Raw genomic sequence first — 25680 nt, 5'->3', positions numbered from 1 at the left:
ACCACCCCCTTGCCGAGTGTCAAGAGCGCGGCCCTTGGGTACACGGCACCTCAGGAACATTCCACGGGGGAAACACAAGTTTGGAGGTGCCTCATGGCGGAACGCACATTGCGTGGCGCACGACTCGGAGGCCAGAGCTTCGAGGACGAGCGCGGCATCGAGTTCGCAGCACGTCAGCAGGTCGGTTACCGGTGCTCGCACGGGCACGAGTTCGAGATCACGATGTCCATCGAGGCAGACATCCCGGCGCTCTGGGAGTGCCCGCGCTGCGGCGCCGAGGGTCTGAGCACGGCCGGCATCAAGCCGATCGAGAAGGCCGAGAAGCCCGCTCGCACCCACTGGGACATGCTGCTGGAGCGCCGCTCGGAGAAGGAGCTCGAGGACATCCTCAAGGAGCGCCTCGAGCTGCTGCGCGGGGGCGAGATCGGTCCGGCGCACCTGCACCGGGCCAACGCCAAGAAGCGCAAGGCCGCCTCGGCCTGACACAGCTCCGGTTCCACCGACCTCTCTCGCCCCGATCCGGTACGCCGGGTCGGGGCGAGTGTCATGTCACCCCGAACGCCGTGGGGTCAGCGCGGCGGGTCGTCGATGACGTCACCGCGCACGACGGGCCCGTCCGGGCCGGTCGGACCACCGGGTCGCCCGGGTCCGCGCAAGGTGCCGCCGGTCGCGGTCATGACCACGCGCCGGGTCACGAAGCCGGTGAGCAGCCCGCGGAAGAGCGGCCGGGTCACCGGCAGGATCAGCAGGATGCCGAAGGCGTCGGTGACGAAGCCCGGGCTGAGCATCAGGGTGCCACCGATCAGGATCAGCGCACCGTCGGCCAGCTCCCTCGCGGGCATCCGGCCGCTGCCGATGGCGGCATTCAGCGCCTTCCAGGCGCGGGCTCCCTCACGCCGGATCAGCCAGCCGCCGATGATGCTGTCCACGATCAGCAGCAGGATGGTCCACCACGGCCCGATGACCTGCCCGACCTGGATCAGGACATAGATCTCGGCCAGTGGCACCACGACCAGCAGCAGGATGACCAGCCAGCCGAGGCGGCCCCGGCTGCGTCCACGCGCCTGGCCCCTCGGGGCTGTCGAGGAGGAGGGATCGGGGAAGGGGCGACTCATCGGGTCCGGTCTCGCCGGCGGGCCAGCGCGCGACGCGCCTGCTCGCGGCGCTCGCTGAGGCCCCACTGCGTGATCCGCTTCAGCGACTCGCTGGCAACGTCGGGAGTCATCTTGGAGTCGCCACGCACCCGCTCGACGAACTCGATGGGCACCTCGCGCACGGTGAGTCCGGCGTGGAGGGTGCGCGCGACCAGGTCGGTCTGGAAGACGTAACCGGTCGAGCGCACGAGGTCGAGGTCGACCTTCTCGAGGGTGTGACGGCGGAAGAGCCGGAAGCCGGCCGTCGCGTCCTTGACGCTGATGCCGAGCAGCAGCCGCACGTAGAGGTTGCCGCCCCGCGAGAGCAGCTCGCGGGACCAGGGCCAGTTGACCACGGACCCACCGGGCACCCAGCGCGAGCCGATCACCAGGTCTGCGTCGGCGAGGGCGTCGATCAGGCCTCCGAGCTGCTCGGGCTGGTGCGAGCCGTCGGCGTCCATCTCGCCGATGACGTCGTAACCCTCGGCAAGAGCCCAGCGGAAGCCGGCCAGGTAGGCCGCGCCGAGGCCCTCCTTGGTCGTGCGGTGGAGGACCTGCACCTGGGGATCGGCGGCCGCGAGCTCGTCGGCGATGCGTCCGGTGCCGTCGGGCGAGCCGTCGTCGACCACCAGCACGTCGACCCCGGGCTGCGCGCGGCGCAGGCGCTCCACGATCCAGGCGAGGTTGTCGGCCTCGTTGTAGGTCGGCACGACCATCACGATGCGACCGAGCTCGTCGATGCTCATGGCAGGACCTCGTCCCCGGGGGTCTCGGCCGGAGCCCCTCCCGGCGCCGGACTGTGTCGTGATCGACGATACGCCAGCAATCCCAGCAGCAGGCCGACTCCGGTGAGGACGGCAGATGAACGTCCGACCCACGGTCCGAGACGCACTGCGAGCGTGATCTCGCTCGACAGGCCTACCGACTCGACCAGCACCGCCTGCGTGCGTGGATCCGCGGTGGCGACCACCTCCCCGTCCGGCGACACCACCCCGGAGATGCCGTTGGGCGACGCCACGACCAACCACCGGCCGGCCTCGATGGCCCGCAGCCGTGTCATCGCGAACTGCTGGTCGATCTGGTCGGTGAAGATGAAGCTGGCGTTGCTGGTCTGCACGGTGAGCAGCTCGGCGCCCCGGCTGACCTGGTCGTAGAGGCCGTCGTCGTAGGCGATGTCGAAGCAGATCGCGTCGGCCACGCTGATCCCGGCGATCTCCAGGGGGGTCTTGCGGGAGCCGCTGAGCATGTCGCGCGGGATCAGTGCCAGCTTCCCGAAGGTGCCGTCGAGGTAGTCGCGCAGCGGGATGTACTCGCCGTAGGGCACCGGGTGCCGCTTGGTGTAGCGCTCCCCCGCTCCCGTCACCGGGTCCCACACGATCCCCTGGTTGAGGACGTGCTCGGGGCCGGCGTCGACGATGGCGCCGACCAGGATCGGGACTCCGATCGCGGCCGAGGCCGCACGGATGCCGGCGTTGACCTCGGCGTTGCCGAACGGGTCGCTGGCCGTGGAGTTCTCCGGCCAGAGCACGAAGTCGACCTCGGGCTGTGTGCCAGCCGCGATCTCGTCGGCGAGGTCGATCGTCGCCTGCACGTGGTTGGCGGTGACCTGCTGGGAGTCGAAGAGGATGTTGTCGGCCGGGCCGGGGAGATTGCCCTGCACGGCGGCCACGGTCGCCTGGCCGGTCTCCTCGACGTCGTACGGCGTCAGGGCCGGTAGGAGGGTCAGCGCGAGGACCGCGAGGGTCGCTCCCCCAGCCAGGCGTCGTTCGCGTCCGCGGGCGACGACGGTCCAGGCGATCAACGAGCTCACCAGTGCCAGGAGCAGGCTGACCCCGACGGAGCCGACGTAGGGCAGGGCGGGGGCGACCGGGGTGTCGACGACGCCGAACGCGAGGCGTCCCCAGGGCATGCCGCTGAAGGGCCAGCCGCTGCGCACGACCTCCATCGTCACCCACGCCGGCGCCATCCACAGCGCCCAGAGCCGCCGCCGGTGCAGGGCAGCGGTCACCGAGCCGAGGGCGGCGTAGAAGAGCGACTCGATGGTGCCCAGCGCCACCCACGCGTCGGGGCCGATCGAGTCGCGCAGCCACGAGATGTGGGTGAAGTAGAACGCCACCCCGAAGGCGAGGCCCGGGATCCACGCCGACCTGGCCCGCAGCCCGCGCGTGGAGACGAAGAACGCCGCCACCGCGAAGGGCATCACGAGGGGAAGCGCGACGGGTTCGAAGGCCAGCGAGAGCGTCAGCCCCGCGACCAGCGCGAGGGACGTCCGCAGGAGCACACGGTGAAAACTACCGGGTCGGCCGGCATCGACGGCGCCGGCGGTCGTCACGGCGGCTGCGCAGTTCCGGAAGGGCCCCGGGCCCCTTCGGCCATCCAGGCGACGACGGGCTGCCGAGGCCTGCGACGTTGTCTAGGGGGCGAGGGGCCCTTCCGGGTCGCTCTCGTAGAGGCGCACCGACCTCCGCGAACCACGTCGGACAGGTGATTGGCGCCTTCACCCTCCGACCCGGCCACTCGGACGTCGGTACGCCGGCCACGATCTGCGTGAGCGGACGGCCTACAGTTTGGCCGACCGGGGCCGCGTGTCAACCGGTCGCTGACCTGCACGAACTCGCGTCGTCGCAGGTCAGCGCGATCGCTGTCGGCGAGGAAAACTTCGACAAATTTCCCCTCGGATCGGCGTGTCGGCCAACGCCACGCCGGATCAGGGAACGACGACGGTGCCGGTGGCCGTCGTGGCCACGACGGGGTCGGTCAGGACCCGGGCCGCGCCGGGCTTCTCGGGCGTCGCCGCACCGCGCGCAACGACGAGCACGGCGAAGTCCATGACCCGTGATCGCGTGCCGACACGGGTGAGGTCACAGGTGATCTCGAGGACGTCGCCGGCGCGGACGGGAGCCCGGAACTGCACGTCGCTGTAGGAGGCGAACAGCCCCTCGTCGCCGTCGGTGAGGATGCACATCTCGGTCGCGACGTCACCGAAGAGCCCGAGGCTGTAGGCGCCGTCCACCAGGTTGCCGGCGTAGTGGGCGTGGGAGTAGGGCACGTAGCGGCGGTGGACGACGCGGGTGCCGACGGTCGGTGTCGAGTCGGTGGTCATGTCAGGAAGCCTTCGAGTCGGGGGCGGGGGCGAGCTGGTGGACGATGTAGGAGGCGACCTCTCCGGGCGTGGTGCCGCGGCTGAAGACCCGGTCGACGCCGAGCTCGGCCGCCATCGCCTCGTCGAAGCGCGGCCCACCGACGATCAGCAGCGGCGCCTTGCCCGAGGGGTAGGACTCGCGGAAGGCAGCCGACATCTCCCGGGTGTTGAGCAGGTGGGCGTCGCGCTGGGTGACGACCTGCGAGACCAGGACCGCGTCGGCCTTCTCGGCCCGGGCGCGCTCGACGAGCTGCGGCACCGAGACCTGGGCGCCGAGGTTGACCACCTTGAGCTCGCGGTAGTACTCCAGGCCCTTCTCGCCGGCGAACCCCTTGATGTTGAGGATCGCGTCGATGCCGACGGTGTGGGCGTCGGTGCCGATGCAGGCGCCGACGACCGTGAGCCTGCGACGCAGCGACCGCTTGATCGCCGCGTTGGCCTCCTTGGGGGTCAACAACGGGTAGTCGCGCTCGACGACGACGACCTTGCTGGGGTCGACGAGGTGGTGGACGCGGCCGTAGACGACGAAGAACGTGAAGTCGGGACCCATCGGCTTGGCGTGCACGACCAGGGCCGGGTCCATGCCCATCTTGTTGGCCAGCTGGGCCGCAGCGCCCTCCGCGACCTTGGAGTGGGCCATCGGCAGGGTGAAGCTCAGCTGCACCATCCCGTCGCCGGTGGTGTCACCGTAGGGGCGGATGATCTGGCTGTCGTCGCTCATCGTTCCTCCAGCAGCTCGGTGGCCGGGTTGTAGTAGGCGCTGGACTTCTTCGCCACGCCCTCGAGACCGCGACCGGCGTCGGCCGGGCGCTTCATCAGCCCGAAGGTGCCGTCGGCGATGGCGTCCAGCAGACCGTTGTCGTGCTCGACGATCTTCTCGAGCAGGTCGATCGACTCCCCCAGCACCTGGCGGGCGCGCTGGGCGATGAACCCGTCGGGGGTCGGTCGGAAGTCCTCGTGCAGGTTGCCGGCGGCGTTCATGACGTAGCGGACGTTCTGCAGTGCCAGGTCGCGGTCGGAGAGCCACGGCGTCACGACGGCCTCGGTCATCATCCCGACCAGCAGGATCCCCTGGCCGGTCAGCGCCCCGACGAGGTTGAAGAACCCGTCGAGGAGGTAGCCGCGGAAGACGTCGCCGGTCATGTGCCGCGTGGGCGGCATCCACTTGAGCGGAGCGTTCGGGAAGAGGTCGCGCGCGAGCATCGCGTGGGCCAGCTCGAGCCGGAACGAGTCGGGAACCTCGGGGTCGATCTCGAAGGCGTGTCCCAGCCCCAGCTGCCAGTCCTCGAGGCCGGCCTCCTTGGCGAAGTACTCGTTGAGCAGCTGGCTGGTCGTGACGGTGTGTGCGGCCTCGACGGCGTCGGCGGTGGTGAGGTAGTTGTCCTCGCCGGTGTTGATGATGATCCCCGCGCGGGCGTGCACCTGCCGGCTGAAGCGCTGGTCGACGAAGGTGCGGATCGGGTTGATGTCGCGGAAGAGGATGCCGTACATCGAGTCGTTGAGCATCATGTCGAGGCGCTGCATCCCGGCCAGGGCCGCGATCTCGGGCATGCACAACCCGGACGCGTAGTTGGTCAGCCGGACGTAGCGACCCAGCTCCTTGCTCGACTCGTCGAGCGCCGCGCGCATGAGCCGGAAGTTCTCCTGGGTCGCGTAGGTGCCCGCGAAGCCCTCGCGCGTCGCACCCTCGGGCACGTAGTCGAGGAGGCTCTGACCGGTGGAGCGGATGACGGCGATGACGTCGGCACCCTCGCGCGCCGCCTGCTGGGCCTGCGGGATGTCCTCGTAGATGTCGCCGGTGGCGACGATGAGGTAGATCCAGGGCTTGCGGGGGGCGTCGCCGTGGCGCTTGATCAGCCGCTCGCGCTCGACGCGGCGCTTGTCCATCAGGCTGATGCCCTTGCCGACCTGCTTGCGCGAGGCGGCACGGGCCCGGATGGCGTCCTTGCCCTCGGGCATCCGGAAGGTGACCGAGCCCGCCGAGGCCTTCTGCGCCAGGCTCGTCAGGTCGTCGGCCTCTCCGCGGCCCAGTGCGTCCCAGACGGGGAGGGCGACCCCGTGCTCGAGACCGGTGTCGGCGCGTACGACGTCCATCAGCCGGTTGACCCACGGGGTGCCCTCGGCGTCGGCTCCCTCCAGGCCGGCCAGCCGCAGCGTGGCCCGCTCGACGGCGACGGTGGTGTGCTTCTTGGCGGTCGTGACGATCGGGCGACCGACCTTGCGGGCCAGTGCGCGGGCCTGCTTGACGGTGGCCGGGTCCAGGTCGAGCTTGCCGGTCATGCCGTCTCCTCGGGGTTGCTGGTGGGGTGGACGTCGGCGCCCCCGGCGAGCAGGCGGCGCAGGACCGGGAGCGGGGCTCCCGGGGTGAGGTCGGGCATCGCGTCCGGGGGCTCGTCGGCTGTGCTCGCCGCGAAGCCTCCAGGGACGTCCCAGACGGCGAGGTCGGCGCGGGCACCCTGTCCCAGGTGGCCCCCGAGGTCGTCGTGGGCGGCGAAGGCGCCGCCGCGGGTGTGCGCCCGGAACGCGAACGAGGCCGGGAGCCGCTGGGCCTCGTGATGGTGCTGGACCGCCGCGCGCACCGCGGCCCAGGGGCCGAGCGCGGTGACCGGTGAGTCCGAGCCGAACGCCAGCCGGACCGGCGCCATCTCGAGGTCGAGGAACGGGTTGGTGTCACGCCACCGCTCCCCCAGTCGGGCGGCGTACATGCCCTCGGGGCCACCCCACAGCGCGTCGAACATGGGCTGGACGCTGGCCACGACCTCAAGACGGGCGAGGACCTCGATGACGGTGGCCGAGGGCATCTCGACGTGCTCGAGCCGGTGGCGGGCGCGACGCAGGGCGTCGCCGCCGACGATCTCCTCGGCTCGCGCGAACCCCTCGCCGATGGCATCAAGCGCCGCGTCGCCGATGCAGTGGAAGCCCGCTTGGAGCCCGGCCTCGGTGCAGGCGACGACGTGGTCGCGCACCTGCTCGGCGGAGACGTAGGCGTGCCCGCAGGTGTCGTGGCGGTCGTCGTAGGCGGAGGTGAGCGCGGCCGTGCGCGAGCCGAAGGCGCCGTCGGCGACCAGGTCGCCGGCCAGCCCTGCGACGCCGAGCCGGCGGGCGGTGTCGACGGCCATGAGCTCGCCCCAGTAGACGGTGGCACGCAGCCCGGTCTCGGTGGCCGCCTGACGGACCACCTCGATCTCGTGCTCGGGGCCGATGTGGGGCGCGGCGTTCTCGTGGAAGGCGACGATGCCCTGGGCGGCCATCGCGCGGCAGGCCGTCCTGGCCGCGGCGAGCCGCTCGTCGGGGCCGATGAGCCCCTCCAGGACGTTGCGCACGGCGTGGTGGGCGTCGCGCTCGACGCGCCCGTCGTCGGTCCACCCGGCGAGCTGCTGGAGCCCGGGCACGAGGCCGGCGAGGGCGGGCGAGATCACCGAGGAGTGGCCGTCGACGCGGGTGAGGTAGGTCCGGCGTCCCGGGGCGGCGCGCTCGAGCTCGTCACCCGTCGGCGGCCGTGGCTCGGACCAGCCGGTCTCGTCCCATCCCTGGCCGACCACCACGCCGGCATCAGGGTGGCTGGCGGCGTGGACGGCCAGGGCGTCGAGGACCTCGGTGAGGCTGCGACGGCCGGTGAGGTCCAGCCCCGTCAGGGCCAGACCCGTGCGCACCGTGTGGACGTGGCTGTCGACGAAGGCCGGGGCGACGAGGGCCCCGTCGAGGTCCACGACCTCGGGGGCGCCGTGACCGCTGCCGGCGACGCGATCGGCGTGCTGCTCGTCGCCGACCGACACGACATGACCGTCCTCGACGGCGATGCTGGTGGCCGGGACGCTGGGACGACCGCCCAGGACGCGACCGTTGCGCAGGAGCAGCCTGCGGGACGCCTCGACCATCAGGCGTCCTGGTGCGTCAGGCGTCGCTCGAAGAGGCCGCGCACCCCGTCGTTGCCACGCAGGAGGTCCATCGCGTAGGCGGCGTGGCCGGGCACGTAGCCGTTGCCGACCAGCATCCGCACGTCGGCGGCCAGGCCCTCGGCGCCGAGTGCCGCGCCCGAGAACGAGGTCGCCATGGAGAAGAAGATGACGGTCCCACGGTCAGCGGTGGCGAGGATCGCACCGCCCTCGCACCCGGGCACGTCGACGCAGACCACCGTGACGTCGGCTGGGCCGCCCGCTGCGACGACGGCGTCGCGCAGGGCCAGGGGGTGACGGGCGTCGGCCACCACGACCTGGTCGGCGAGGCCGGACGCGGTCAGCAGGTCGGCCTCTGCCTGGTGCGGCACGACCCCGATCGTGCGGCCGGCGCCAGCATCACGGGCGGCTGCGAGGCTCAGCGAGCCGGACTTGCCGGCACCACCGACCACGGCGACGACGACGTCGCTGCGTCCCGCGTCGGCGTACTCCGCGACGACGCGGGCGGTCAGCGCCGGCGCGCCGCACACGTCCATCACCGACAGGCTCAGCCCGGTGGGGAGGTCGTCGGGGATGACGGCGGCGATCGAGCGACCGAAGAGCACGGCGTAGCCGTCGCACGGCACCTGCTCGTCGCGGCCGTCCCAGCCGGCGAGGTCGTCCTCGATGACCAGGGGCGTGAGGGTCAGCGAGACCAGGGTCGTGACGCGGTCGCCGACCGTGAGGCCGAGCGTGCACTCGGGTCCGACCTCCTCGACGGTCCCGACGAGCATGCCCCCGGAGCCGGTCTCGGGGTTCTGCATCTTGCCGCGGGCGGCGACGATGTCGAGGACCGCGCGTCGTACGGCGTCGCCGTCGGGAGTGCCGTCGGCGGCCAGGTGCGTGCGCTCGAGCTGGCGGAAGGACGCGGCGTCGAGGTTGAGCCGCTCGACCCGGACGCGGACCTCGTCGGGCCACAGCTCGCGGCGGGTGTCGAGGCGCTGGGCCGCCTGGGGCAGGACCAGGGTGTCGTCGAGGACCCGGTGCAGACCGGTCGGATCGCCGTTGCGGGCTGACATGGCAGACCGTCCTTCGCTTCTATCGAACATGTACAGGAAATTATTCGGCGTGGTGATGTGCACACCGGATGATCTGCGCGTAGTCTCGCACTGCGAGCGAATGTGACACAACCGACGCGCCGCACCTCCACACGGCCCTACTCCCGCACCCAGGAGCGACCATGAGCATCGAGACCTCGATCGCGACCCACCTGCTCGATGAGGCGGGACAGCCCTACCCCTACTCCCGCGTCGAGCTCGTCGAGCCGGACTGGACCCGCTTCCCCGGGTGGAAGGACGTGACCGGCGAGGAGTGGGCGTCGGTGCAGTGGCAGCGCGCGCACTGCATCAAGAACGTCCGCCAGCTCCGCGAGCTTCTCGGCGACCTGGTCGACGAGCGGTTCTACGCCGACCTCGAGCGCGACCAGGCCGAGCGCGCCACCATGTCGATGCTGGTGCCGCCGCAGATGATGAACACGATGGTCCCCCACGCCCCCGTCGGCGGGCCCGGCTCCCTGACCGACGCGTTCTACGCCGACCCGGTGCGCCACTACATGCTCCCGGTGTTCTCCGACCGCCGCACGGACTGGTCCTCGCACCCGCACGCCACGCGCGACTCGCTCCACGAGCACGACATGTGGGTCGCGGAGGGTCTCACCCATCGCTACCCCACCAAGGTGCTGGCCGAGCTGCTGCCGACCTGCCCGCAGTACTGCGGCCACTGCACCCGCATGGACCTCGTCGGCAACTCGACGCCGGTCATCGAGAAGCTGAAGTTCACCGCCAAGCCCACCGACCGGCTCGGTGACATGATGACCTACCTGCGCGCCAACCCGTCGGTGCGCGACGTCGTCGTCTCCGGCGGCGACGTGGCCAACATGCCGTGGCCCCGCCTCGAGGCGTTCTTGATGTCGTTGCTCGAGATCGACAACATCCGCGACGTTCGCCTGGCCACCAAGGCCCTCATCGGCCTGCCGCAGCACTGGCTGCAGCCCGAGGTGCTGGAGGGGATGACGCGCGTGGCCACGCTGGCCCGCTCGCGCGGGGTCTCCATCGCCGTGCACACCCACACCAACCACGCCAACTCGGTGACACCGCTCGTCGCCGACGCGACCCGGGCGCTGCTCGACACCGGCATCCGCGACGTGCGCAACCAGGGCGTGCTGCTCAACGGCGTCAACGCCGACCCGCACGCGCTCCTCGACCTCTGCTTCGCGCTCCTCGACGGCGCGCAGATCATGCCCTACTACTTCTACATGTGCGACATGATCCCGTTCTCGGAGCACTGGCGGGTCTCGGTCGCCGACGCGCAGAAGCTGCAGCACCACATCATGGGCTACCTCCCCGGCTTCGCCACCCCGCGCATCGTCTGCGACGTGCCCTTCGTCGGGAAGCGCTGGGTCCACCAGCTCGCCGCCTACGACGAGGTCCGCGGCATCTCGTCGTGGACGAAGAACTACCGCACCTCCATCGAGGCCACCTCTCTCGACGCCCTGTCCAAGACCTACGAGTACTACGACCCCATCCACACCCTGCCCCCCGAGGGCCAGGCCTGGTGGGCCCAGCACGCCGACCTCGACACCTCCGCCCTCAAGGCCGCCGAGGTCGCCGAGGCGTCCCGTCGTACCGCGGCGCTCCAGGCCTACTGAGCACGGCTCTGCAGCGAGCCAGGCACACCGTTGCCCACCGCGATGATCACGGTGCGCCCTACGTGGAGCTGGTCGATCCCTGCGCTCACGACGTCACCCGGAGCCGCGCTCACGATCATCGCCACGTCCACCGGCTGGGGACGACTCACCAGGGACGGAGGACGGGGTACGCCTCGCGCGGACGTGGGGCGGTCGGCCTGCCGGCCGTGAAGTGGACCGAGCCGCGGCTCGTGTTGCCCCAGGTGTCGCGCGCCGACTGGACCGTCACCCGCGTCCCCGGCCTCACCGCGAAGTCGAAGACGCCCTTGCGACTCGCCTGAAGCACCCGCCGGTGACCAGCGACGCTGACGACCGCGCGGGCCCGCCTGGCCACGGCCGGTCGGTAGGTGATGTCGTCGTACGGCACCGCCTCGGGGTACGCCACGGTGAACGCAGCCCGCCCCGACCGGGCGCGGACCGGCTGCACCGACAAGGCGCGGGAGCGTTCGACACCGAACGTCTCGGACACGATCCGGTAGCGCTTCGCGGTCACCACGAAGCGGTAGCTGCCGGGGCGGGCGTCACCCGGCACCTCCCAGCGAGCGTCGTAACGGCCCTCGTTCGCCTCCTTGACGTAGCCGGGCCCCAGGGGCACGGCTTCGTTCCCCTCGACACTCCACGCGATGGTGGTCCCGAGGTCGTCGGCCACCCGACGCCACGTCGACCCGTTGCGGTGCTGGATGCTCACGAACGCACGATCCAGCGGACGGTCCGTGCCGCGGGCCCCGCCCTGCCACCCGAAGTGAGCCCGCTGCAGCCGACGTACAGCGTCGGGCTGAGCCGTGATCGTGGCTTCGGGCGCCCCGAGTGGGAACGGCGTCGGGTCCGGCTGCAGCCCGTTCGTCGGGTCGAAGGGGTACGCAGCCGGCGCCGGCCCACCGTTGGCCAGGGTCCCGGCCAGCTCGGCTGACTTCTCGATCAGCAGGATCGAGCTGAACTTCCCGAAATTGGTCTGTCCGCCCTCATAGGCCTGCCAGGCGTACTCGTCGGGGCTGGTGAAGTAGCCCTGGTACTCGTTGGCCAGGCCGCTGATCGCGACCGAGCGCACTCCCGTGCCGGACAGCGCGTCGCGCACGGCAGCGCGCAGGTCCCGACCTACCTCGACCGTGGTCTCGCCGGGATTGGAGATGATCACGCCGTCGCCCACCCGTACGATCGCGAGCGGCGCACCGTTCGGGACCGGCACGCCCTGCGGGAAGAGCTGGATCTTGTTGCCTTGAGGGCCGACCTCGGTCGGCAGCCGGTAGCCCTCGTAGACCATGCCGGTGTTGTCGTGGAGCTGTCCCCGGTGCTCGTCGGAGCCGGTGAGCAACGGAAGGCCGGGCACCGCCTTGTCGTCGACGGGACCCTGCTCCGTCTCCTGACCGCAGAAGCAGAAGCGCGTCCAGCGCAGGTCCAGGGTCGGCCTGTCCGAGAGACGGCGCCCGGCATCGCGCCAGGCCCGCACCATGGCCGCGGCCTCCACCCGTCCGACGTAATCCGCCGCCGCCGGGCCGGTACGGTGCAGGGCTGAGGAGGTGTCCCCCTCGTCGGCGTTGGAGAACGCCGTCACGACGTCTTGTCCTCGAGGTGCTCCCCCCGCGCGACGCAGGGCGTCCTCGCTGGCCACCATCGCCGCGCCGAGGTGGTCACCGTTGTAGTTGCTCGAGCGAGTACCGAGGTTGACCGTGCCGTGATTGGCGAACGTGGACCACATCCCGACCGGCACCAGCCGGCCGCCGATGCGCTTGTCCACGCGGAGAACGTCGAGCTCGGGGTCGATGGTGCTGTCGGCACCCCGTGGGCTGTCGGAGGCGCGCCCCTCCCCCAGCTTCTTGGCAATGCCGTAGTTGGCCAGGTGCGCCTCGATGGACCGGTTCTCGGTCAACCCGACCGGGATCGCGGCGTGTCCCCAGGCAGCCGCACCGGGTGCGCGGTCGTCGTCCGCGCGGGCGATCGCGACCGCGAGACGTCGGGCTAGGAAGGCGTAGAGCTGCGGGTCGGGCCGAGCCTCGAACTGGGTGATCGTGTTGGCGTTCGGCAGCGTCAGGTCGTAGGCGCTGTACGGGAAGTACTGTCCGGGCGCGCTGTGCGTGTGGGTCGCCGAGACCACGATGTTGGTCTCGTCGAAGCCGCGACCAGGCAGCTGCTTGACGGCCTCGGTGAGGAGCCCCCCGGCGAAGCAGCACAGCTCGGCCACGACGAGCGCAACCTTGCGACCGTCCCGCTCCAGGACGATGGCGCGCGCCTCGAGCCGTCCGTGCGCACCCTTGGCTCGCGCGTCGGAGCGGACGTTGCCCATCGTGAAGTACCCCGTAGGTGGCGTGATGTCAGCGCGGCCGACCCCGACCTGCAGTCGGGATGGAGCCGGCGCGGGAGCAGCCTCTGCACGTCCCGGACCTGACGGGCCACCACCAGCCAACCCCGCTAGGAGCAGCGCAACGCCAGCAGCAAACAGTCTGAACACAGGAACTCTGCGAGCGCGAGTGGGCACAACGCCTCAACGAGGTGGCCCGACTCGGGTCACGTCTGCTGCGCAGCCCCATCACGCCAGACCCCGCGGAGGTCTGGGACTGACGCTGAGGACGGGCCGGCCCTCGTAGGGCGTGGACAGCACGATCGTGGTCCGTGTGGAGACGTTGGCGGCGGCACGGACACGGGCCAGCAGGTTCTCCAGGTGTGCTGGCGTCGGCACCCGGATCTTGAGGATGTAGGACTCCTCACCGGCCACCGACCAGCACGACTCGATCTCCGGGATGTCGCGCAGACGCTCCGGAGAGTCGTCGGGCTGGGAGGGATCGATCGGTCGGATCGAGATGAACGCGGTGAGCGGGAGGCCGATCTCGTCGTGGTTGATCGTGGCGCCGTAGCCGAGGATCAGTCCACGCTGCTCGAGCCGCTTGACCCGCTGGTGGACGGCCGAGGTCGACAACCCGGTCGCCTTGCCGAGGTCGGTGAAGGACATCCTCCCGTCCCGGGCCAGGAGCTCGAGGATCTTGCGGTCGGTCGTCTCAAGCTCTGTCGCCACGCGCGACAGGGTAGCCCCAGGACCGTGGCAGGATGCGCGACGTGACCGACCCGCAGACCACGAGTGATGAGACCAGCCGCGAGCCCGGACGGCTGATGCTGCTGGACACGGCCTCGATGTACTTCCGGGCCTTCTTCGGGGTTCCCGAGATCACCGGTCCCGACGGCACCCCCGTCAACGCGGTCCGCGGACTGATGGACTTCATCTCGCGCCTGGTCGACGAGTACGAGCCGACGCACCTGGTCTGCTGCTGGGACAACGACTGGCGGCCGCAGTGGCGGGTCGACCTGATCCCGACGTACAAGACCCACCGCGTCGTCGAGGAGGTCGCGTCCGCCCCCGACGTCGAGGAGGTCCCGGACCCGCTGCAGGTCCAGGTCCCGATCATCCTCGAGGTCCTCGATGCGTTCGGCATCACCGTCATAGGCGCCGACGGCTACGAGGCCGACGACGTGATCGGCACCCTGGCCACCGGCGCCGGCCAGCCGGTCGACATCGTGACCGGGGACCGCGACCTCTTCCAGCTCGTCGACGACGAGGCCGACGTCCGTGTCCTCTACATCGCCCGTGGCGTCGGGCGGCACGAGCGGGTGACCAACGACTGGGTGCGGGAGAAGTACGCGATCGACGCACACCAGTACGCCGACTTCGCCACCATGCGCGGCGACGCCTCCGACGGCCTGCCGGGCGTCGCCGGGGTCGGGGAGAAGACCGCGGCCACCTTGCTGCAGCGCTTCGGCGACATCGACGGCATCGTCGCTGCCGCCCTGGATCCCGACAGCGACCTTGGTCCGGGTCCGCGCGGCAAGATCAAGGCTGCGCTGGACTACCTCCAGGTCGCGCCGACGGTCGTGGCCGTCGCCCGTGAGATCGACCTGGACCGCAGCGACCTGTCCCTGCCGCGTACGCCGCGCGACGCGCCGCGCGTCGCCGAGCTGGCCGCGACCTGGGGGCTCGAGAGCCCGACCGAGCGACTCCTCGGGGTCCTGGGCGCCTGACCAGGCCGCTCGTACGGTGGAGCCATGAGTCGAATCGCAGTAGTCGGAGGCCACGGCAAGGTGGCCATGCTCCTTCACCCCTCCCTCGTAGCCCGTGGCCACACCCCCGTCGCTCTCGTCCGCAAGGAGGAGTACCGCGCGGAGCTGGAGGCGCTCGGCGCCGACGTCGGCATCCTGGACATCGAGCAGGACGATGCATCTGCCTTCGCCATGGCCTTCGCGGGCTGTGATGCGGTCGTCTTCGCCGCCGGTGGCGGCGCTGACGGCGACATCGAGCGCAAGCGCACCGTGGACCTCGAGGGCTCGCTGAAGTCGATCGAGGGAGCCCGGCAAGCCGGCATCGCCCGCTTCGTCCAGGTCTCCGCGATGGGGGTCGACGCCGCGCTGCCTGCCGACACCTCGGAGGTCTGGCGCGCGTACGTCGAGGCGAAGCGCGACGCCGACGCCGCCCTGCGCGACAGCGATCTCGCCTGGACCATCGTGCGGCCCGGGGCCCTCACGGACGACCCTGCCACGGGGCAGGTCGCGCTGGGGCTCGACGTCGAGGGCGGAGAGGTCACCCGCGCCGACGTCGCCGATGTCGTCGCCGCGATCCTCGATGACGACGCCACCGTCGGTCAGCAGTGCAACCTGGTCAACGGCTCCGTGCCGGTGGCTGACGCCGTCCGTGCCTTGACCTCCTGACACCGGCGCGCGCCACGGAGGGTCTGCCGGACCTGCGGATTGGTCACCAACCGCAGCTCGAGCGGCTGTAAACCTGCGGTTGGTGACCAAACCGCAACCGTTGACACCGGCGAGCGATCACTCCGCCAGGCTCGAGTAGGCCACCACACCCCGCCGGAGCCGCTTGACGACCTCGCGCGCTGTGCCACGCAAGGCGGTGTCGCCGGCGGCGTCGGCGACCTGGCCGGCGAGGTCGAGCAGCTGCTTCATCCAGCGCACGAAGTCACCGGCGGCGAGCTCGGAGGTGCCGAGGACCTCGTCGAGGTCGTCGCCCTCGGCCCAGCGGTAGGCGATCCACGCGAAGCCGAGGTCGGGCTGGCGCAGGAAGTCGAGCTTGTGCTCGCGCTCGAGCTGGTCGAGCTCGGCCCACAGGTGCACCATCTCGGCGATGACGGGCTTGACGTTGCCGCCGGGCAGCTTCGGGGAGCTGGCGTCGTCGGGTCGCCGGGACTCGAAGACGAGCGTCGAGAGCGCCGCGGCCAGGCCGGCGGGAGACAGGTCGTCCCAGAGCCCGCGGCGCAGCGACTCGGCCGCTACGAGGTCCATGTCGGAGTAGATCCGACGCAGGTGCGAGCCACGCTCGGTGACCTCGTTGCCGTCCAGGTACTCCAGCCGGGTCAGCACCTCGCACACCCGGTCGAACTGTCGCGCCACCGTGTTGGTGCGCTGCTCCACCCGCCGCCGCAGCGTGTCGGCGTCGCGCTGCAGCTTGTAGTAGCGCTCGGCCCACCGGGCGTGCTCCTCCCGGTCCGAGCAGCCGTGGCACGGGTGGGCCTTCATCGCCGTGCGCAGCGCCGTGATCTCCTGCTCCACGGCCGGCGGGAGCGCTGGCCCGCCGGACCGTGCACCCGCGCTCGGCGGCGGAGGCGTCAGGTCGTGGGTGCGCGATCGCAGCGCCGAGGCGAGGTTGCGGCGCATCTGCGGGTTGCGCCCGTTGAAGCTGCGCGGCACCTTCAGCCGTGTCAGCGCCACGACCGGCGTCGGGAAGTCCATCATCGCCAGCCGGCGGGCCTGCCGGTCGGCTGTGACGACGTAGGGGCGCGGGCCCTCGGGCGAGAAGCCGGGGTCCACCACCACGGCGAAGCCGGCGAACTTGCCGGCCGGCACCTGGATCACGTCGCCCACCTTGAGCTCGGCCAGCGAGGCCATCGCCTCGTCGCGACGGTCGGATCGCTTGGCCTTGCTCGCAGTCTTCTCGAGGTCGCTGATCTGGCGCCGGAGCCCGGCGTACTCCATGAAGTCCCCGAGGTGGCAGGTCGCCGCCTCGACGTAGCCCGCCAGCGCGTCCTCGCTCTTGCGCAGCTGCCGCGCCATCCCGACGACGGCCTTGTCGGCCTGGAACTGCGCGAAGGACTGCTCCAGCAGCTCGCGCGACGTCTCCCGGCCGAACTGGTGGACCAGGTTGACCGCCATGTTGTAGGACGGTCGGAAGGACGAGCGCAGCGGATAGGTGCGCGTCGACGCGAGGCCGGCCACCTCCCGCGGGTTCATCCCCGGCTGCCACAGCACGACGCCGTGGCCCTCGACGTCCAGGCCGCGTCGTCCCGCCCGGCCGGTGAGCTGGGTGTACTCCCCCGGCGTGATGTCGGCGTGGGTCTCGCCGTTCCACTTCGAGAGCTTCTCGATGACCACCGTGCGCGCGGGCATGTTGATGCCGAGCGCCAGGGTCTCGGTGGCGAAGACGACCTTGCAGAGGCCGCGGATGTAGAGCTCCTCCACGACCTGCTTGAACGCCGGCAGCATCCCGGCGTGGTGCGCAGCGACGCCGCGCGTGAGGCCGTCGAGGAAGTCGTGGTAGCCGAGCACGTGCAGGTCGTCCTCGGGCAGGTCGCGACAGCTCTGCTCCACGAACCGGAAGATCTCGTCGCGCTCGGCGGCCGACGTCAGCCGGATCCCGGCGTTGAGGCACTGGGTCACGGCGGCGTCGCACCCGACGCGGCTGAAGATGAACACGATCGCCGGCAGCAGCCGCTCACGGTCGAGCCGCTCGATCACGTCGGCCCGGCTGGGGATCCACACCCGCCGTCCGTTGCCGACGTCGCGCGACCCACTGGTGCGGGGGGTCTTGCCGCGGCCTTTCGGCGTACGACGGTCCTTCATGCGCGAGGAAGCCCAGTCGTCACGGGCGATCTTGGTGAGCTCGTCGTTGACCGGTGCGCCCTCCTTGACGAAACCCGCCGCGGCGTCGACGTCACTGGAGGCGAAGAGGTCGAGCAGTCGGCGCCCGACCATCACGTGCTGGTACAGCGGCACGGGTCGCCGCTCCTCGACGATGGTGGTGGTCTCGCCGCGCACCGTGGCCAGCCACTCACCGAACTCCTCGGCATTGGAGACGGTCGCGGACAGCGACACCACCGAGACCGACTCGGGCAGGTGGATGATCACCTCCTCCCAGACCGCGCCACGGGCCCGGTCGGCGAGGTAGTGGACCTCGTCCATGACCACGAAGCCGAGCCCCATCAGCGTCCGGGAGCCGGCGTAGAGCATGTTGCGCAGCACCTCGGTCGTCATGACGACGATCGGGGCTTCCCCGTTGATCGTGTTGTCACCGGTCAGCAGACCGACCCGGTCGGGCCCGTAGCGGGCCACGAGGTCGTGGTACTTCTGGTTGCTCAGCGCCTTGATGGGGGTCGTGTAGAAGCACTTGCGCCCGGTCGCCATCGCCAGGTGGATGGCGAACTCGCCGACGATCGTCTTGCCGGAGCCCGTGGGGGCCGCGACGAGCACGCCGCGCCCCTCCTCGATCTCGCGGCACGCACGCAGCTGGAAGTCGTCGAGCGGGAAGTCGTAGTGCGCCTGGAAGTCCTTCAGGACCGGGTGCGAGCGGGTCCTGCGGAAGTCGGCGTACCGCTGGGCGGGGGTGGTCTCTTCGTCGGTGCTCATGACAGGACGGTCAGTGCTCCTGGAACGCTCTCGATGGTGATCGGCAGGGGGCCGAACCGCTCTCCGTCGGCATAGCCCACGATCCCGGGGGCGGCGACGGTGACGGTCCGGGCGAGGTGGTGCTCGTACTGCGGGTGGCTGGTGTGGGTGCCGGAGAAGAGCTTGGGGTAGGTCCGGATCAGGTCGGGCTTGGTGATCGGCTTGATGATGACGACGTCGAGCAGCCCGTCGTCCATCTTGGCACCCTCGGTGATACGCAGGCCCCCGCCGTAGGAGGGACCGTTGCCGATGGTGACCAGCATCGCCTCCAGACGCAGCGTCTCGCCGTCGAGGTCGAGCGTGTAGGAGCGCGGCCGGAAGGTGCGCAGCTCGGCGAGCGTCGCGAGGTTGTAACGCATCTGGCCACGCGGCCAGGTCATCGAGTTGGCACGCTCGTTGGCGACCGCGTCGAAGCCGGCTGCCATCACGGTGGCGAAGTAGCGGCCGCCGCAGCGGGCCAGGTCAAGGGTGCGGGTGCGCCCGCGGATGACGATGTCGACTGCTGCGGCGACGTCCTTGCGTGGGATGTCGACGTAGCGCGCCACGTCGTTGCCGGTGCCGGCCGGGATGACCCCGAGCGCGGTCGTGGTCGTGGCGACCGCCTGCAGCCCCAGGTTGACCATCCCGTCGCCACCGACGACCACCAGCGCCTCGACCCCCTCGGCGACGGACTGCCGTGCGAGATCCAGGGCCTCGTCGGCGTCGCGCCCCTGCATCGGGCGTACGTCGATCCCCGCCCCACGCAGCTGCACCTCGGCCAGCGCGCTGACCCGCGCGCCCTTGCCCTTCCCGGACGTCGGGTTCGTCAGGAGCGCGATCACACGGGTGCTGCCGGCCACGCTGCTGACACTAGTGCGCCGGCCGGCTCCCAGGGCCTCGACTCACACGGCGGCGTTCGAGGTCCTCAGCGAGCCGCCTCCGGGGTGGCGTCTTGGTCGCCGGGGGCTGCGGACTGGTCACCAACCGCAGTCCCAGCGCCCCCAATCTTGCGGTTGGTGACCAATCCGCAGGTCCGGGCCGGATCAGCGCTGACCGACCCGCAGCTGCACCACATAGCGCACCGGCGCGGCACCGACGGCCTTGGCGAGCCGGCCGACCGCCTCGAGCGCCAGGTCGGCGTCGAACGACGTGCCGGGCACCAGCAGCGCCAGCCTGCCGTCGTACGACGCCAGGTGGATCTGCCCGTGCCGCCAGGCCTGGTGGGCGGCTGATCGCAGGGGGGTCGCTGTCACGGGTTCGGGATAGGCCTCGTCGACGGCCAGCAGGTCGCAGGCGATCTCGTCGGGGGGCGAGACGAGCCGGCCGGGGACACGGTGGCCGGTGCGCAGGCCGGCGTCGGAGGACCAGATGACGTCACGCTCCCCCAGCCACTCGGGCAGGTCGAACGGGTCCACCTCGACCGGGTCGAGACCCGTCACAGGGGGGAGGCCTCGTCGGGCGAGAGCCCGGCAAACTTGTTGCGTTTGGCCTTGCGGCGGTCGTTGTAGCGCGCGATGACCTCGGAGATCAGGAACAGCACCACCATCGGCCCGGCCATCAGGGTCATCGTGAACGGGTCGGCCGACGGAGTGGCGACCGCGGCGAAGACGAAGACGCCGACGATGATCCAGGGCCGGTGCGCGCCGAGGGCCTTGCCGGACACGACGCCGGCGAGGTTGAGCAGCACGACGAAGAGCGGGATCTCGAAGGCGATGCCGAAGACCAGGAGGGTCCGGCTGAAGAAGCTCAGGTAGTCGTTGAACTCCACGAGGTTGGTCAGGCCTTCGGGCGTGAAGCCGATCAGGATCTCAAGACCCTTGGGCAAGGTGACGTAGCCCAGGAAGATGCCAGCGAGGAAGAGCGGGCCCGCGATGGCGGCGAAGACCCGCGACCAGCGACGCTCCTTGGCGTGCAGCCCCGGCAGGATGAACGCCCAGATCTGGTAGAGCCAGATCGGGCTCGTCAGCACGACCGAGGCGAGGCCGCAGAGCTTGAGGTAGAGCAGCAGGCCGGCTCCGGCCCCGGAGGTCGTCGGCACCGTCGTGCCGTTGGGCAGCGCTTCCTGAGCCTGCTGGTAGGGCCCGTAGACAAGATCGAAGAGCTGGTCGAAGAACACCAGCGAGACCGCGAGGCCGACGATGACGACGAGCGCGATCTTGAGGATCCGCGCTCGGAGCTCGCGGAGGTGGTCGGACAAGGCCATACGCCCGTCGGCACCGACGGGGTGGACCGGCTTGCCGACGAAGAGCTGGACGATTCCAGTGATGCGCACGCGCAGATGCTCTCAGCCGACCCGCGTCTCAGCCGTTGCGGGTGTCGGTCTGCTCGCTGCTCGGAGTCACGGGAGCCACGGACGGAGCCGGGTCGACCGGGGCAGCGGGGGTGACGGGCGCAGCGGGGGGGATCTCGGCCTTGGGAGCCGGCGGGTTCGCGTCACCCTCGGTCGTGTCGTCCTCGTCGTCCTTGAGACCCTTGGTCTCGGCCTTGAAGATGCGCAGGGCCTGGCCGGTGCCGCGGGCGAGGTCGGGCAGCTTCGCTGCTCCGAACACGAGCACGACGATGGCCAGGATCACCAGCCACTCGGCTCCCTGGGGCATACCAATCATCGGGTTGATCATCGTGACCTCATCTGTTGGTGTCGTTGCATGGTCATAGTACGTCGCGGGTCAGGCATACAGATTTAGTGCGCCCCGTGCGGCTTCCCTGAAAGCCGTGCCGTAGGCGGCAGGAGCGACCACTTCGGCGTGGGGCGACAGACGCAGCAGGAGCCGTGTGAGCCAGCGCTCGTCGGCCACCTGGAGGTCGACCTCGAGGAGGTTGCCACGACGGCGTCGTACGGCCTCGACGGGGTAGTACTCGGTCACCCAGTGGGCCGGTGCGTGCAGCCGCAGCGTCACGGGGGTCGTCTCCGCGGAGGACGTGAAGAGCCCCTCCCCCAGGTCGCGCGGCGCGGCGGTGGGCTCGGCGACCGGTGTGTCCAGTACCTCGGCGCCGGCGATCCGGTCCAGGCGGAAGAGGCGGGGCGCCTCAGCACTGTGGCACCACGCGTCGAGGTAGGCGATGCCACCGTGCGTCGTCACCGCCCGGGGGTCGACGACCCGCTCGGACTCCTCGTCGCGCGTGGGCACGTAGTAGGTGAGCCGGACCTGCCGCTGGGCGGTCACCGCTTCACGCAGACGGACGGCGAGCACGGCACGGTCGGCGTCTCCCGTGTCGACGCCGGGGTCGATGTGGCCGGTGCCACCAGCCTCAGCCGCAGCAACCTCCAGCTTGGCCAGCGCCCGGTCGACCACCTCGCGGGTCTCATCCTTGGCGCCGTCGCGCAATGCCCGGAGCGCCACGATGATGGCCGAGGCCTCGGTGGGGTTGAGCCGCAGCGGTCGGGCGAGGTAGTCGGCGTTGGAGACCCGGATGACGCCCGCGTCGAGGGCATCGAGATCGACGTCGATGAGGTCGTCGGGGTAGCCGCCAGGCAGCCCGCACATCAGGAGCACCATCAGGTCGGTGACGAGCTGGTCTGCCGGCACGCCGAGGGCCGCAGCGGCGTCGTCGATGCGGACCTGGCCGTGCGTGTGCAGGAACGGCACCAGCGTGAGGAGCCGGGCGACCTGGTCCTTGGCGCCGGGGGGTGGGGTGCTCATGGGCTGTCCTCGGGTGTGGCGAGGGCCGCGGTGAGCCGCGCCACCAGCGCCTCGCGCACCGCGGCCGGCTCCTCGACGTACACGTCGGCACCGTAGCCCAGCAGGTCGTCGGTGAGCCCGACGGTGGCGCGGGTGAGGACCAGGCGGTCCCAGGTGGTGCGCTCGTCGGGTCCGGGGACGCCCTCGTGGACCTCGTCGGCGTCGCGTCGCAGGGGCACGCCGGCGCCAGCACGCGCCAGGACGACGGCGCGCTCCGTGCTGGGCGGGGGCGCGAGCCGACGGGCGACCTCGCTGACGTCGGTGCCGGCAGGCACCTCGTAGGCGCCGGGCTGGCCGACCTTGCGCGCGGCGCCCTGGATGCGGGAGAGCCGGAAGACGCGTTCGGCATCCCGGTCGAGGTCGAGGCCGACGACATACCAGCGTCCCGAGTAGCGCGCGACGCCCCACGGCTGGAGGCGGCGCCTGGTGGGCTTGGCCTGGCCGGTGCGGCCGTAGTCGAACTCGACGACGCTGCGCTCCTGCACTGCCTCGAAGAACACGTCGAAGGCCGGCTCGTCGGCGCTGAGGCGGGGCTGGGCGATGTCGAGGGCGGACACGTCGACGGGTACGCCGAGGGCGGTCAGCTTGCGGACCACCTCGGTGGTCGCCTGGGCGAGCCTGGCGTGCTCCCAGACCTTGGTGGCCAGGCCGATGACGGCCGCCTCGTCGGGCTCGAGGTCGATGTCGGGCAGGGCGAACTCGTCGGGGCGGATCCGGTAGCCCGGCTCGTCGTCGAAGTAGGCGTCCATGTTGCCCACCTCGACGGGCACACCGAGACTGCGCAGCTCCTCCTTGTCGCGCTCGAACATCTTCTCGAAGGCGTCGGTGGAGGAGTCTGCGTAGAGCATGCTGCGGATCCGCTCCTTCGGCACGAAGTGCCGTTGGACGAGCAACATGATGAGCAGGTTGAGCAGTCGTTCGCTCTTGCTGCCGGCCATGGGGTGGATCCTTGCAGGTCGAGAAGCTGCTCGGGCGGGTGGGTCAGGCCTCCTCGGCCCGCGTCAGGCGGCCGAGATGATGTCGACCACGAAGTAGAGCGTGCTGTTGGCCGGGATGTTCTCCTGCTCCTGGGCGCCGTAGCCGAGCGCCGGCGGGATGGCCAGCAGCACGCGGCTGCCGGCCTTGACACCCTCGAGGCCGAACGTGAAGCCCGGGACGAAGCTCGAGAGCTCCAGGGAGAGCGGCTCGCCGGAGAAGCTCTCGTCGAAGGGCGCGTCAGCGTCGTAGACCGATCCCAGGTAGTTGACCTTGACCTTCAGGTCGGTCGTGAGGACCTTGCCCTTGCCCTCCTTGAGGACGGTGCGCATCAGGTCGCCGTCGGCCTTCGGCTCCGGGAGCCCGGTGAAGTCCAGGGCTGTGGGCTTGCCCTTCTCCTCGAGGATCTTGGGCATCTTCGACTGGGGTACGTCGACGGGCTCGGGGTCCTCGTAGAGCTCCATCAGGTCCACCACGACCAGCACGGAGTCCTGGTTGCCGATACCGAGCTGCGGGTTGCCCGCCTCGCCGAAGGCCTCGGGCGCGGACGCCGTCACGGCGACGCGGGACCCGATCGTGTGGTCGAGCAGAGCGTCCTTGAACACCGCGAGCAGCTCGTCGTTGACCGTCACGGTCTCGGGCTGACCGCCGTCGTCATAGGTGCTGAAGGTCTTGCGCTGGGTGAAGCCGTTGCCGACCCAGTAGTTGACCGTCACCTGGTCATCCTCGGCAACGACGTCCCCGTCGCCCTCGACGAGCGTCTCGACCTCGATGTCGTCCGCCGACATCTGGTCCTTCCAGGTCACCTTCGGCTGCTTGCCCTGGTCGCCACTCACGCTGACGGCCTCCAGCCGGTCAAGGCCCGACGCTGCCTCCTGCGTGTCGTCGCCGCACGCAGCGAGAGTCGTCAGGAGCAGGACGGAGACGGCCAGGGTCGCAGGGCGACGAAGACGCGAGAGCACAGGGATGTCCTTCGGGAGCAGGTCAGTACGGCGCCGTCACCCTACAAGCCGTGCCTGAAGAGCGCCGACAGGCCTCGCGGCCTGCGGTTTGGTCACCAACCGCAGCTGGCGGGGCCGTCGGGTTGCGGTTGGTGACCAAACCGCATCACCCAGTCAGATCACATGCCGTCGATGAGCCGCTGCACACGCTCGTCGTAGGCCCGGAACGGGTCCTTGCACAGCACTGTTCGTTGCGCCTGGTCGTTGAGCTTGAGGTGCACCCAGTCCACGGTGAAGTCACGACGGCGCTCCTGCGCTTTGCGGATGAACTCACCGCGCAACCGGGCACGCGTCGTCTGGGGTGGGACCGACTTGGCCTCGAAGATCTTCAGGTCGGTGCTGACCCGGGCCACGGCTCCTCGCTTCTCGAGCAGGTAGTAGAGGCCGCGACCGCGGTGGATGTCATGGTAAGCGAGGTCGAGCTGCGCGATCCTGGGGTGACCCAGCGGCAGGCCGTGCTTGGCCCGGTAGCGCTCGATCAGCTTCCACTTGATCACCCAGTCGAGCTCGCGGTCGACCAGACCGAGGTCGTCGGACTCCACCGCCTTCAGGCCCCGCTCCCACAGGTCCAGCGACCGCTCGATGAGGGGGGTGCTGATCTGGCGCCGGTCCACGAAGTCACGTGCCTTGGAGAGGTACTCGCCCTGGATCTCGAGCGCACTCGCCTCCCGACCGTTGGCCAGCCGCACCTTGCGGCAGCCCGTCATGTCGTGGGAGATCTCGCGGATGGCACGGATGGGGTTCTCCATCGTGAGGTCGCGCATCACCACGCCCTCCTCGATCATCCGCAGCACCAGGTCGCAGCTGGCGACCTTGAGCATGGTGGTGGTCTCGCTCATGTTGGAGTCACCGACGATGACGTGCAGGCGTCGGTACTTCTCCGCGTCCGCGTGCGGCTCGTCGCGGGTGTTGATGATCGGGCGGCTACGAGTGGTGGCGCTACTGACGCCCTCCCAGATGTGCTCAGCTCGCTGGGAGACCGAGAACGACGCACCTCGCGGCGTCTGGGTGATCTTGCCGGCGCCGACGACGATCTGCCGAGTCACCAGGAAGGGGATCAAGATGTCCGCCAGTCGGCTGAACTCCCCCGCTCGTCCGACCAGGTAGTTCTCATGGCAGCCGTAGGAGTTGCCGGCCGAGTCGGTGTTGTTCTTGAAGAGGTAGATCTCCCCCTGGATGCCCTCGTCGTGGAGACGCTGCTCGGCGTCGAGCAGCAGGCCTTCAAGGACGCGCTCACCGGCCTTGTCGTGCGTCACGAGCTCGGCGATGTCGTCACATTCGGGAGTGGCGTACTCGGGGTGGCTGCCGACGTCGAGGTAGAGCCGTGCGCCGTTGCGCAGGAACACGTTGCTCGACCTGCCCCAGCTCACCACCTTGCGGAACAGGTAGCGCGCGACCTCGTCGGGACTCAGGCGCCGTTGGCCCTTGAACGTGCACGTCACGCCGTACTCGTTCTCGATGCCGAAGATCCGTCGGTCCACACCCAGACCCTACGGCCC

The 25680-nt window shown here is 70.4% G+C and carries 23 protein-coding genes; 4 read left to right on the top strand and 19 right to left on the bottom strand.

Annotated features, from left to right (window positions below; all coding sequences use genetic code 11):
* The first annotated feature begins 93 nt into the window (after nt 1-93).
* Nucleotides 94-483 (top strand): RNA polymerase-binding protein RbpA, encoded by a 390-nt coding sequence (locus tag RMN98_RS20590; RefSeq protein ID WP_309650695.1) that lies wholly within the window; start codon nt 94-96, stop codon nt 481-483.
* A gap of 86 nt (nt 484-569) precedes the next feature.
* Here the strand turns inward: RMN98_RS20590 and RMN98_RS20585 are convergent, their stop codons facing one another.
* The 8 genes from RMN98_RS20585 to RMN98_RS20550 form a co-directional block, all read right to left on the bottom strand.
* The gene (locus RMN98_RS20585) at nt 570-1115 is read right to left on the bottom strand and encodes an FxsA family protein (RefSeq protein WP_309650694.1); all 546 of its coding nucleotides are present in this window, start codon (nt 1113-1115) and stop codon (nt 570-572) included.
* The gene (locus RMN98_RS20580) at nt 1112-1879 is read right to left on the bottom strand and encodes a polyprenol monophosphomannose synthase (protein WP_309650693.1); all 768 of its coding nucleotides are present in this window, start codon (nt 1877-1879) and stop codon (nt 1112-1114) included. The genes RMN98_RS20585 and RMN98_RS20580 overlap by 4 nt, the downstream gene beginning before the upstream one ends.
* Nucleotides 1876-3414, bottom strand: a complete 1539-nt coding sequence (gene lnt, locus RMN98_RS20575) for an apolipoprotein N-acyltransferase (RefSeq protein WP_309650692.1) — start codon at nt 3412-3414, stop codon at nt 1876-1878. The genes RMN98_RS20580 and lnt overlap by 4 nt, the downstream gene beginning before the upstream one ends.
* A gap of 426 nt (nt 3415-3840) precedes the next feature.
* Nucleotides 3841-4236 carry a hotdog domain-containing protein gene (locus tag RMN98_RS20570; protein WP_309650691.1) on the bottom strand — a complete coding sequence of 132 codons (396 nt, stop codon included), beginning with the start codon at nt 4234-4236 and terminating at the stop codon, nt 3841-3843.
* Between the two features lies 1 nt (nt 4237).
* The gene (locus tag RMN98_RS20565) at nt 4238-4996 is read right to left on the bottom strand and encodes an OAM dimerization domain-containing protein (protein WP_309650690.1); all 759 of its coding nucleotides are present in this window, start codon (nt 4994-4996) and stop codon (nt 4238-4240) included.
* Nucleotides 4993-6555 carry a lysine 5,6-aminomutase subunit alpha gene (locus RMN98_RS20560; protein ID WP_309650689.1) on the bottom strand — a complete coding sequence of 521 codons (1563 nt, stop codon included), beginning with the start codon at nt 6553-6555 and terminating at the stop codon, nt 4993-4995. The genes RMN98_RS20565 and RMN98_RS20560 overlap by 4 nt, the downstream gene beginning before the upstream one ends.
* On the bottom strand, nt 6552-8153 hold the full coding sequence (locus RMN98_RS20555; protein WP_309650688.1) for an amidohydrolase family protein: 1602 nt from the start codon (nt 8151-8153) through the stop codon (nt 6552-6554). The genes RMN98_RS20560 and RMN98_RS20555 overlap by 4 nt, the downstream gene beginning before the upstream one ends.
* Nucleotides 8153-9229, bottom strand: coding sequence for an L-erythro-3,5-diaminohexanoate dehydrogenase (locus RMN98_RS20550; RefSeq protein ID WP_309650687.1), 1077 nt, complete (start codon nt 9227-9229; stop codon nt 8153-8155). Before RMN98_RS20550 ends, RMN98_RS20555 begins: the two co-directional genes overlap by 1 nt.
* 161 nt (nt 9230-9390) lie before the next feature.
* Between RMN98_RS20550 and RMN98_RS20545 the strand changes: the two genes are divergently transcribed.
* A complete protein-coding gene (locus tag RMN98_RS20545) occupies nt 9391-10857 on the top strand; it encodes a lysine 2,3-aminomutase (RefSeq protein ID WP_309650686.1) in 1467 nt (488 codons plus the stop codon).
* 145 nt (nt 10858-11002) lie between these two features.
* On the opposite strand, the gene RMN98_RS20540 is transcribed toward RMN98_RS20545, so the two are convergent.
* Both RMN98_RS20540 and RMN98_RS20535 read right to left on the bottom strand, forming a co-directional pair.
* Complete coding sequence (locus RMN98_RS20540) at nt 11003-13342, bottom strand: neutral/alkaline non-lysosomal ceramidase N-terminal domain-containing protein (protein ID WP_309650685.1); 2340 nt, start codon at nt 13340-13342, stop codon at nt 11003-11005.
* A 78-nt stretch (nt 13343-13420) separates the two neighbouring features.
* Nucleotides 13421-13903, bottom strand: coding sequence for an Lrp/AsnC family transcriptional regulator (locus RMN98_RS20535; RefSeq protein WP_309650684.1), 483 nt, complete (start codon nt 13901-13903; stop codon nt 13421-13423).
* Nucleotides 13904-13998: 95 nt separating this feature from the next.
* Here RMN98_RS20535 and RMN98_RS20530 point away from each other — a divergent pair, with 95 nt between their 5' ends.
* On the top strand, nt 13999-14901 hold the full coding sequence (locus tag RMN98_RS20530; RefSeq protein ID WP_397210400.1) for a 5'-3' exonuclease H3TH domain-containing protein: 903 nt from the start codon (nt 13999-14001) through the stop codon (nt 14899-14901).
* A 24-nt stretch (nt 14902-14925) separates the two neighbouring features.
* Nucleotides 14926-15585, top strand: coding sequence for an SDR family oxidoreductase (locus tag RMN98_RS20525; RefSeq protein WP_309650682.1), 660 nt, complete (start codon nt 14926-14928; stop codon nt 15583-15585).
* A gap of 117 nt (nt 15586-15702) precedes the next feature.
* Here the strand turns inward: RMN98_RS20525 and RMN98_RS20520 are convergent, their stop codons facing one another.
* The 9 genes from RMN98_RS20520 to pafA form a co-directional block, all read right to left on the bottom strand.
* A complete protein-coding gene (locus RMN98_RS20520) occupies nt 15703-18507 on the bottom strand; it encodes a DEAD/DEAH box helicase (RefSeq protein ID WP_309650681.1) in 2805 nt (934 codons plus the stop codon).
* Nucleotides 18504-19385 carry a diacylglycerol kinase gene (locus RMN98_RS20515; RefSeq protein WP_309650680.1) on the bottom strand — a complete coding sequence of 294 codons (882 nt, stop codon included), beginning with the start codon at nt 19383-19385 and terminating at the stop codon, nt 18504-18506. Before RMN98_RS20515 ends, RMN98_RS20520 begins: the two co-directional genes overlap by 4 nt.
* Before the next feature lie 183 nt (nt 19386-19568).
* The gene (locus tag RMN98_RS20510) at nt 19569-19964 is read right to left on the bottom strand and encodes a hypothetical protein (RefSeq protein WP_309650679.1); all 396 of its coding nucleotides are present in this window, start codon (nt 19962-19964) and stop codon (nt 19569-19571) included.
* Complete coding sequence (gene tatC / locus RMN98_RS20505) at nt 19961-20797, bottom strand: twin-arginine translocase subunit TatC (RefSeq protein WP_309650678.1); 837 nt, start codon at nt 20795-20797, stop codon at nt 19961-19963. The genes RMN98_RS20510 and tatC overlap by 4 nt, the downstream gene beginning before the upstream one ends.
* Before the next feature lie 28 nt (nt 20798-20825).
* Nucleotides 20826-21143, bottom strand: coding sequence for a twin-arginine translocase TatA/TatE family subunit (gene tatA / locus RMN98_RS20500; protein WP_309650677.1), 318 nt, complete (start codon nt 21141-21143; stop codon nt 20826-20828).
* Nucleotides 21144-21191: 48 nt separating this feature from the next.
* Nucleotides 21192-22166, bottom strand: coding sequence for a WYL domain-containing protein (locus RMN98_RS20495; protein ID WP_309650676.1), 975 nt, complete (start codon nt 22164-22166; stop codon nt 21192-21194).
* On the bottom strand, nt 22163-23143 hold the full coding sequence (locus tag RMN98_RS20490) for a WYL domain-containing protein (protein ID WP_309650675.1): 981 nt from the start codon (nt 23141-23143) through the stop codon (nt 22163-22165). The genes RMN98_RS20495 and RMN98_RS20490 overlap by 4 nt, the downstream gene beginning before the upstream one ends.
* Nucleotides 23144-23206: 63 nt before the next feature.
* Complete coding sequence (locus RMN98_RS20485) at nt 23207-24016, bottom strand: FKBP-type peptidyl-prolyl cis-trans isomerase (protein WP_309650674.1); 810 nt, start codon at nt 24014-24016, stop codon at nt 23207-23209.
* 284 nt (nt 24017-24300) lie between these two features.
* The gene (pafA, locus tag RMN98_RS20480) at nt 24301-25662 is read right to left on the bottom strand and encodes a Pup--protein ligase (protein ID WP_309650673.1); all 1362 of its coding nucleotides are present in this window, start codon (nt 25660-25662) and stop codon (nt 24301-24303) included.
* Nucleotides 25663-25680 lie beyond the last annotated feature (18 nt).

This window comes from Nocardioides sp. (assembly GCF_031397825.1).
Taxonomy (GTDB): Bacteria; Actinomycetota; Actinomycetes; order Propionibacteriales; family Nocardioidaceae; genus Nocardioides.
This window is presented reverse-complemented; position numbering and strand designations above follow the sequence as displayed.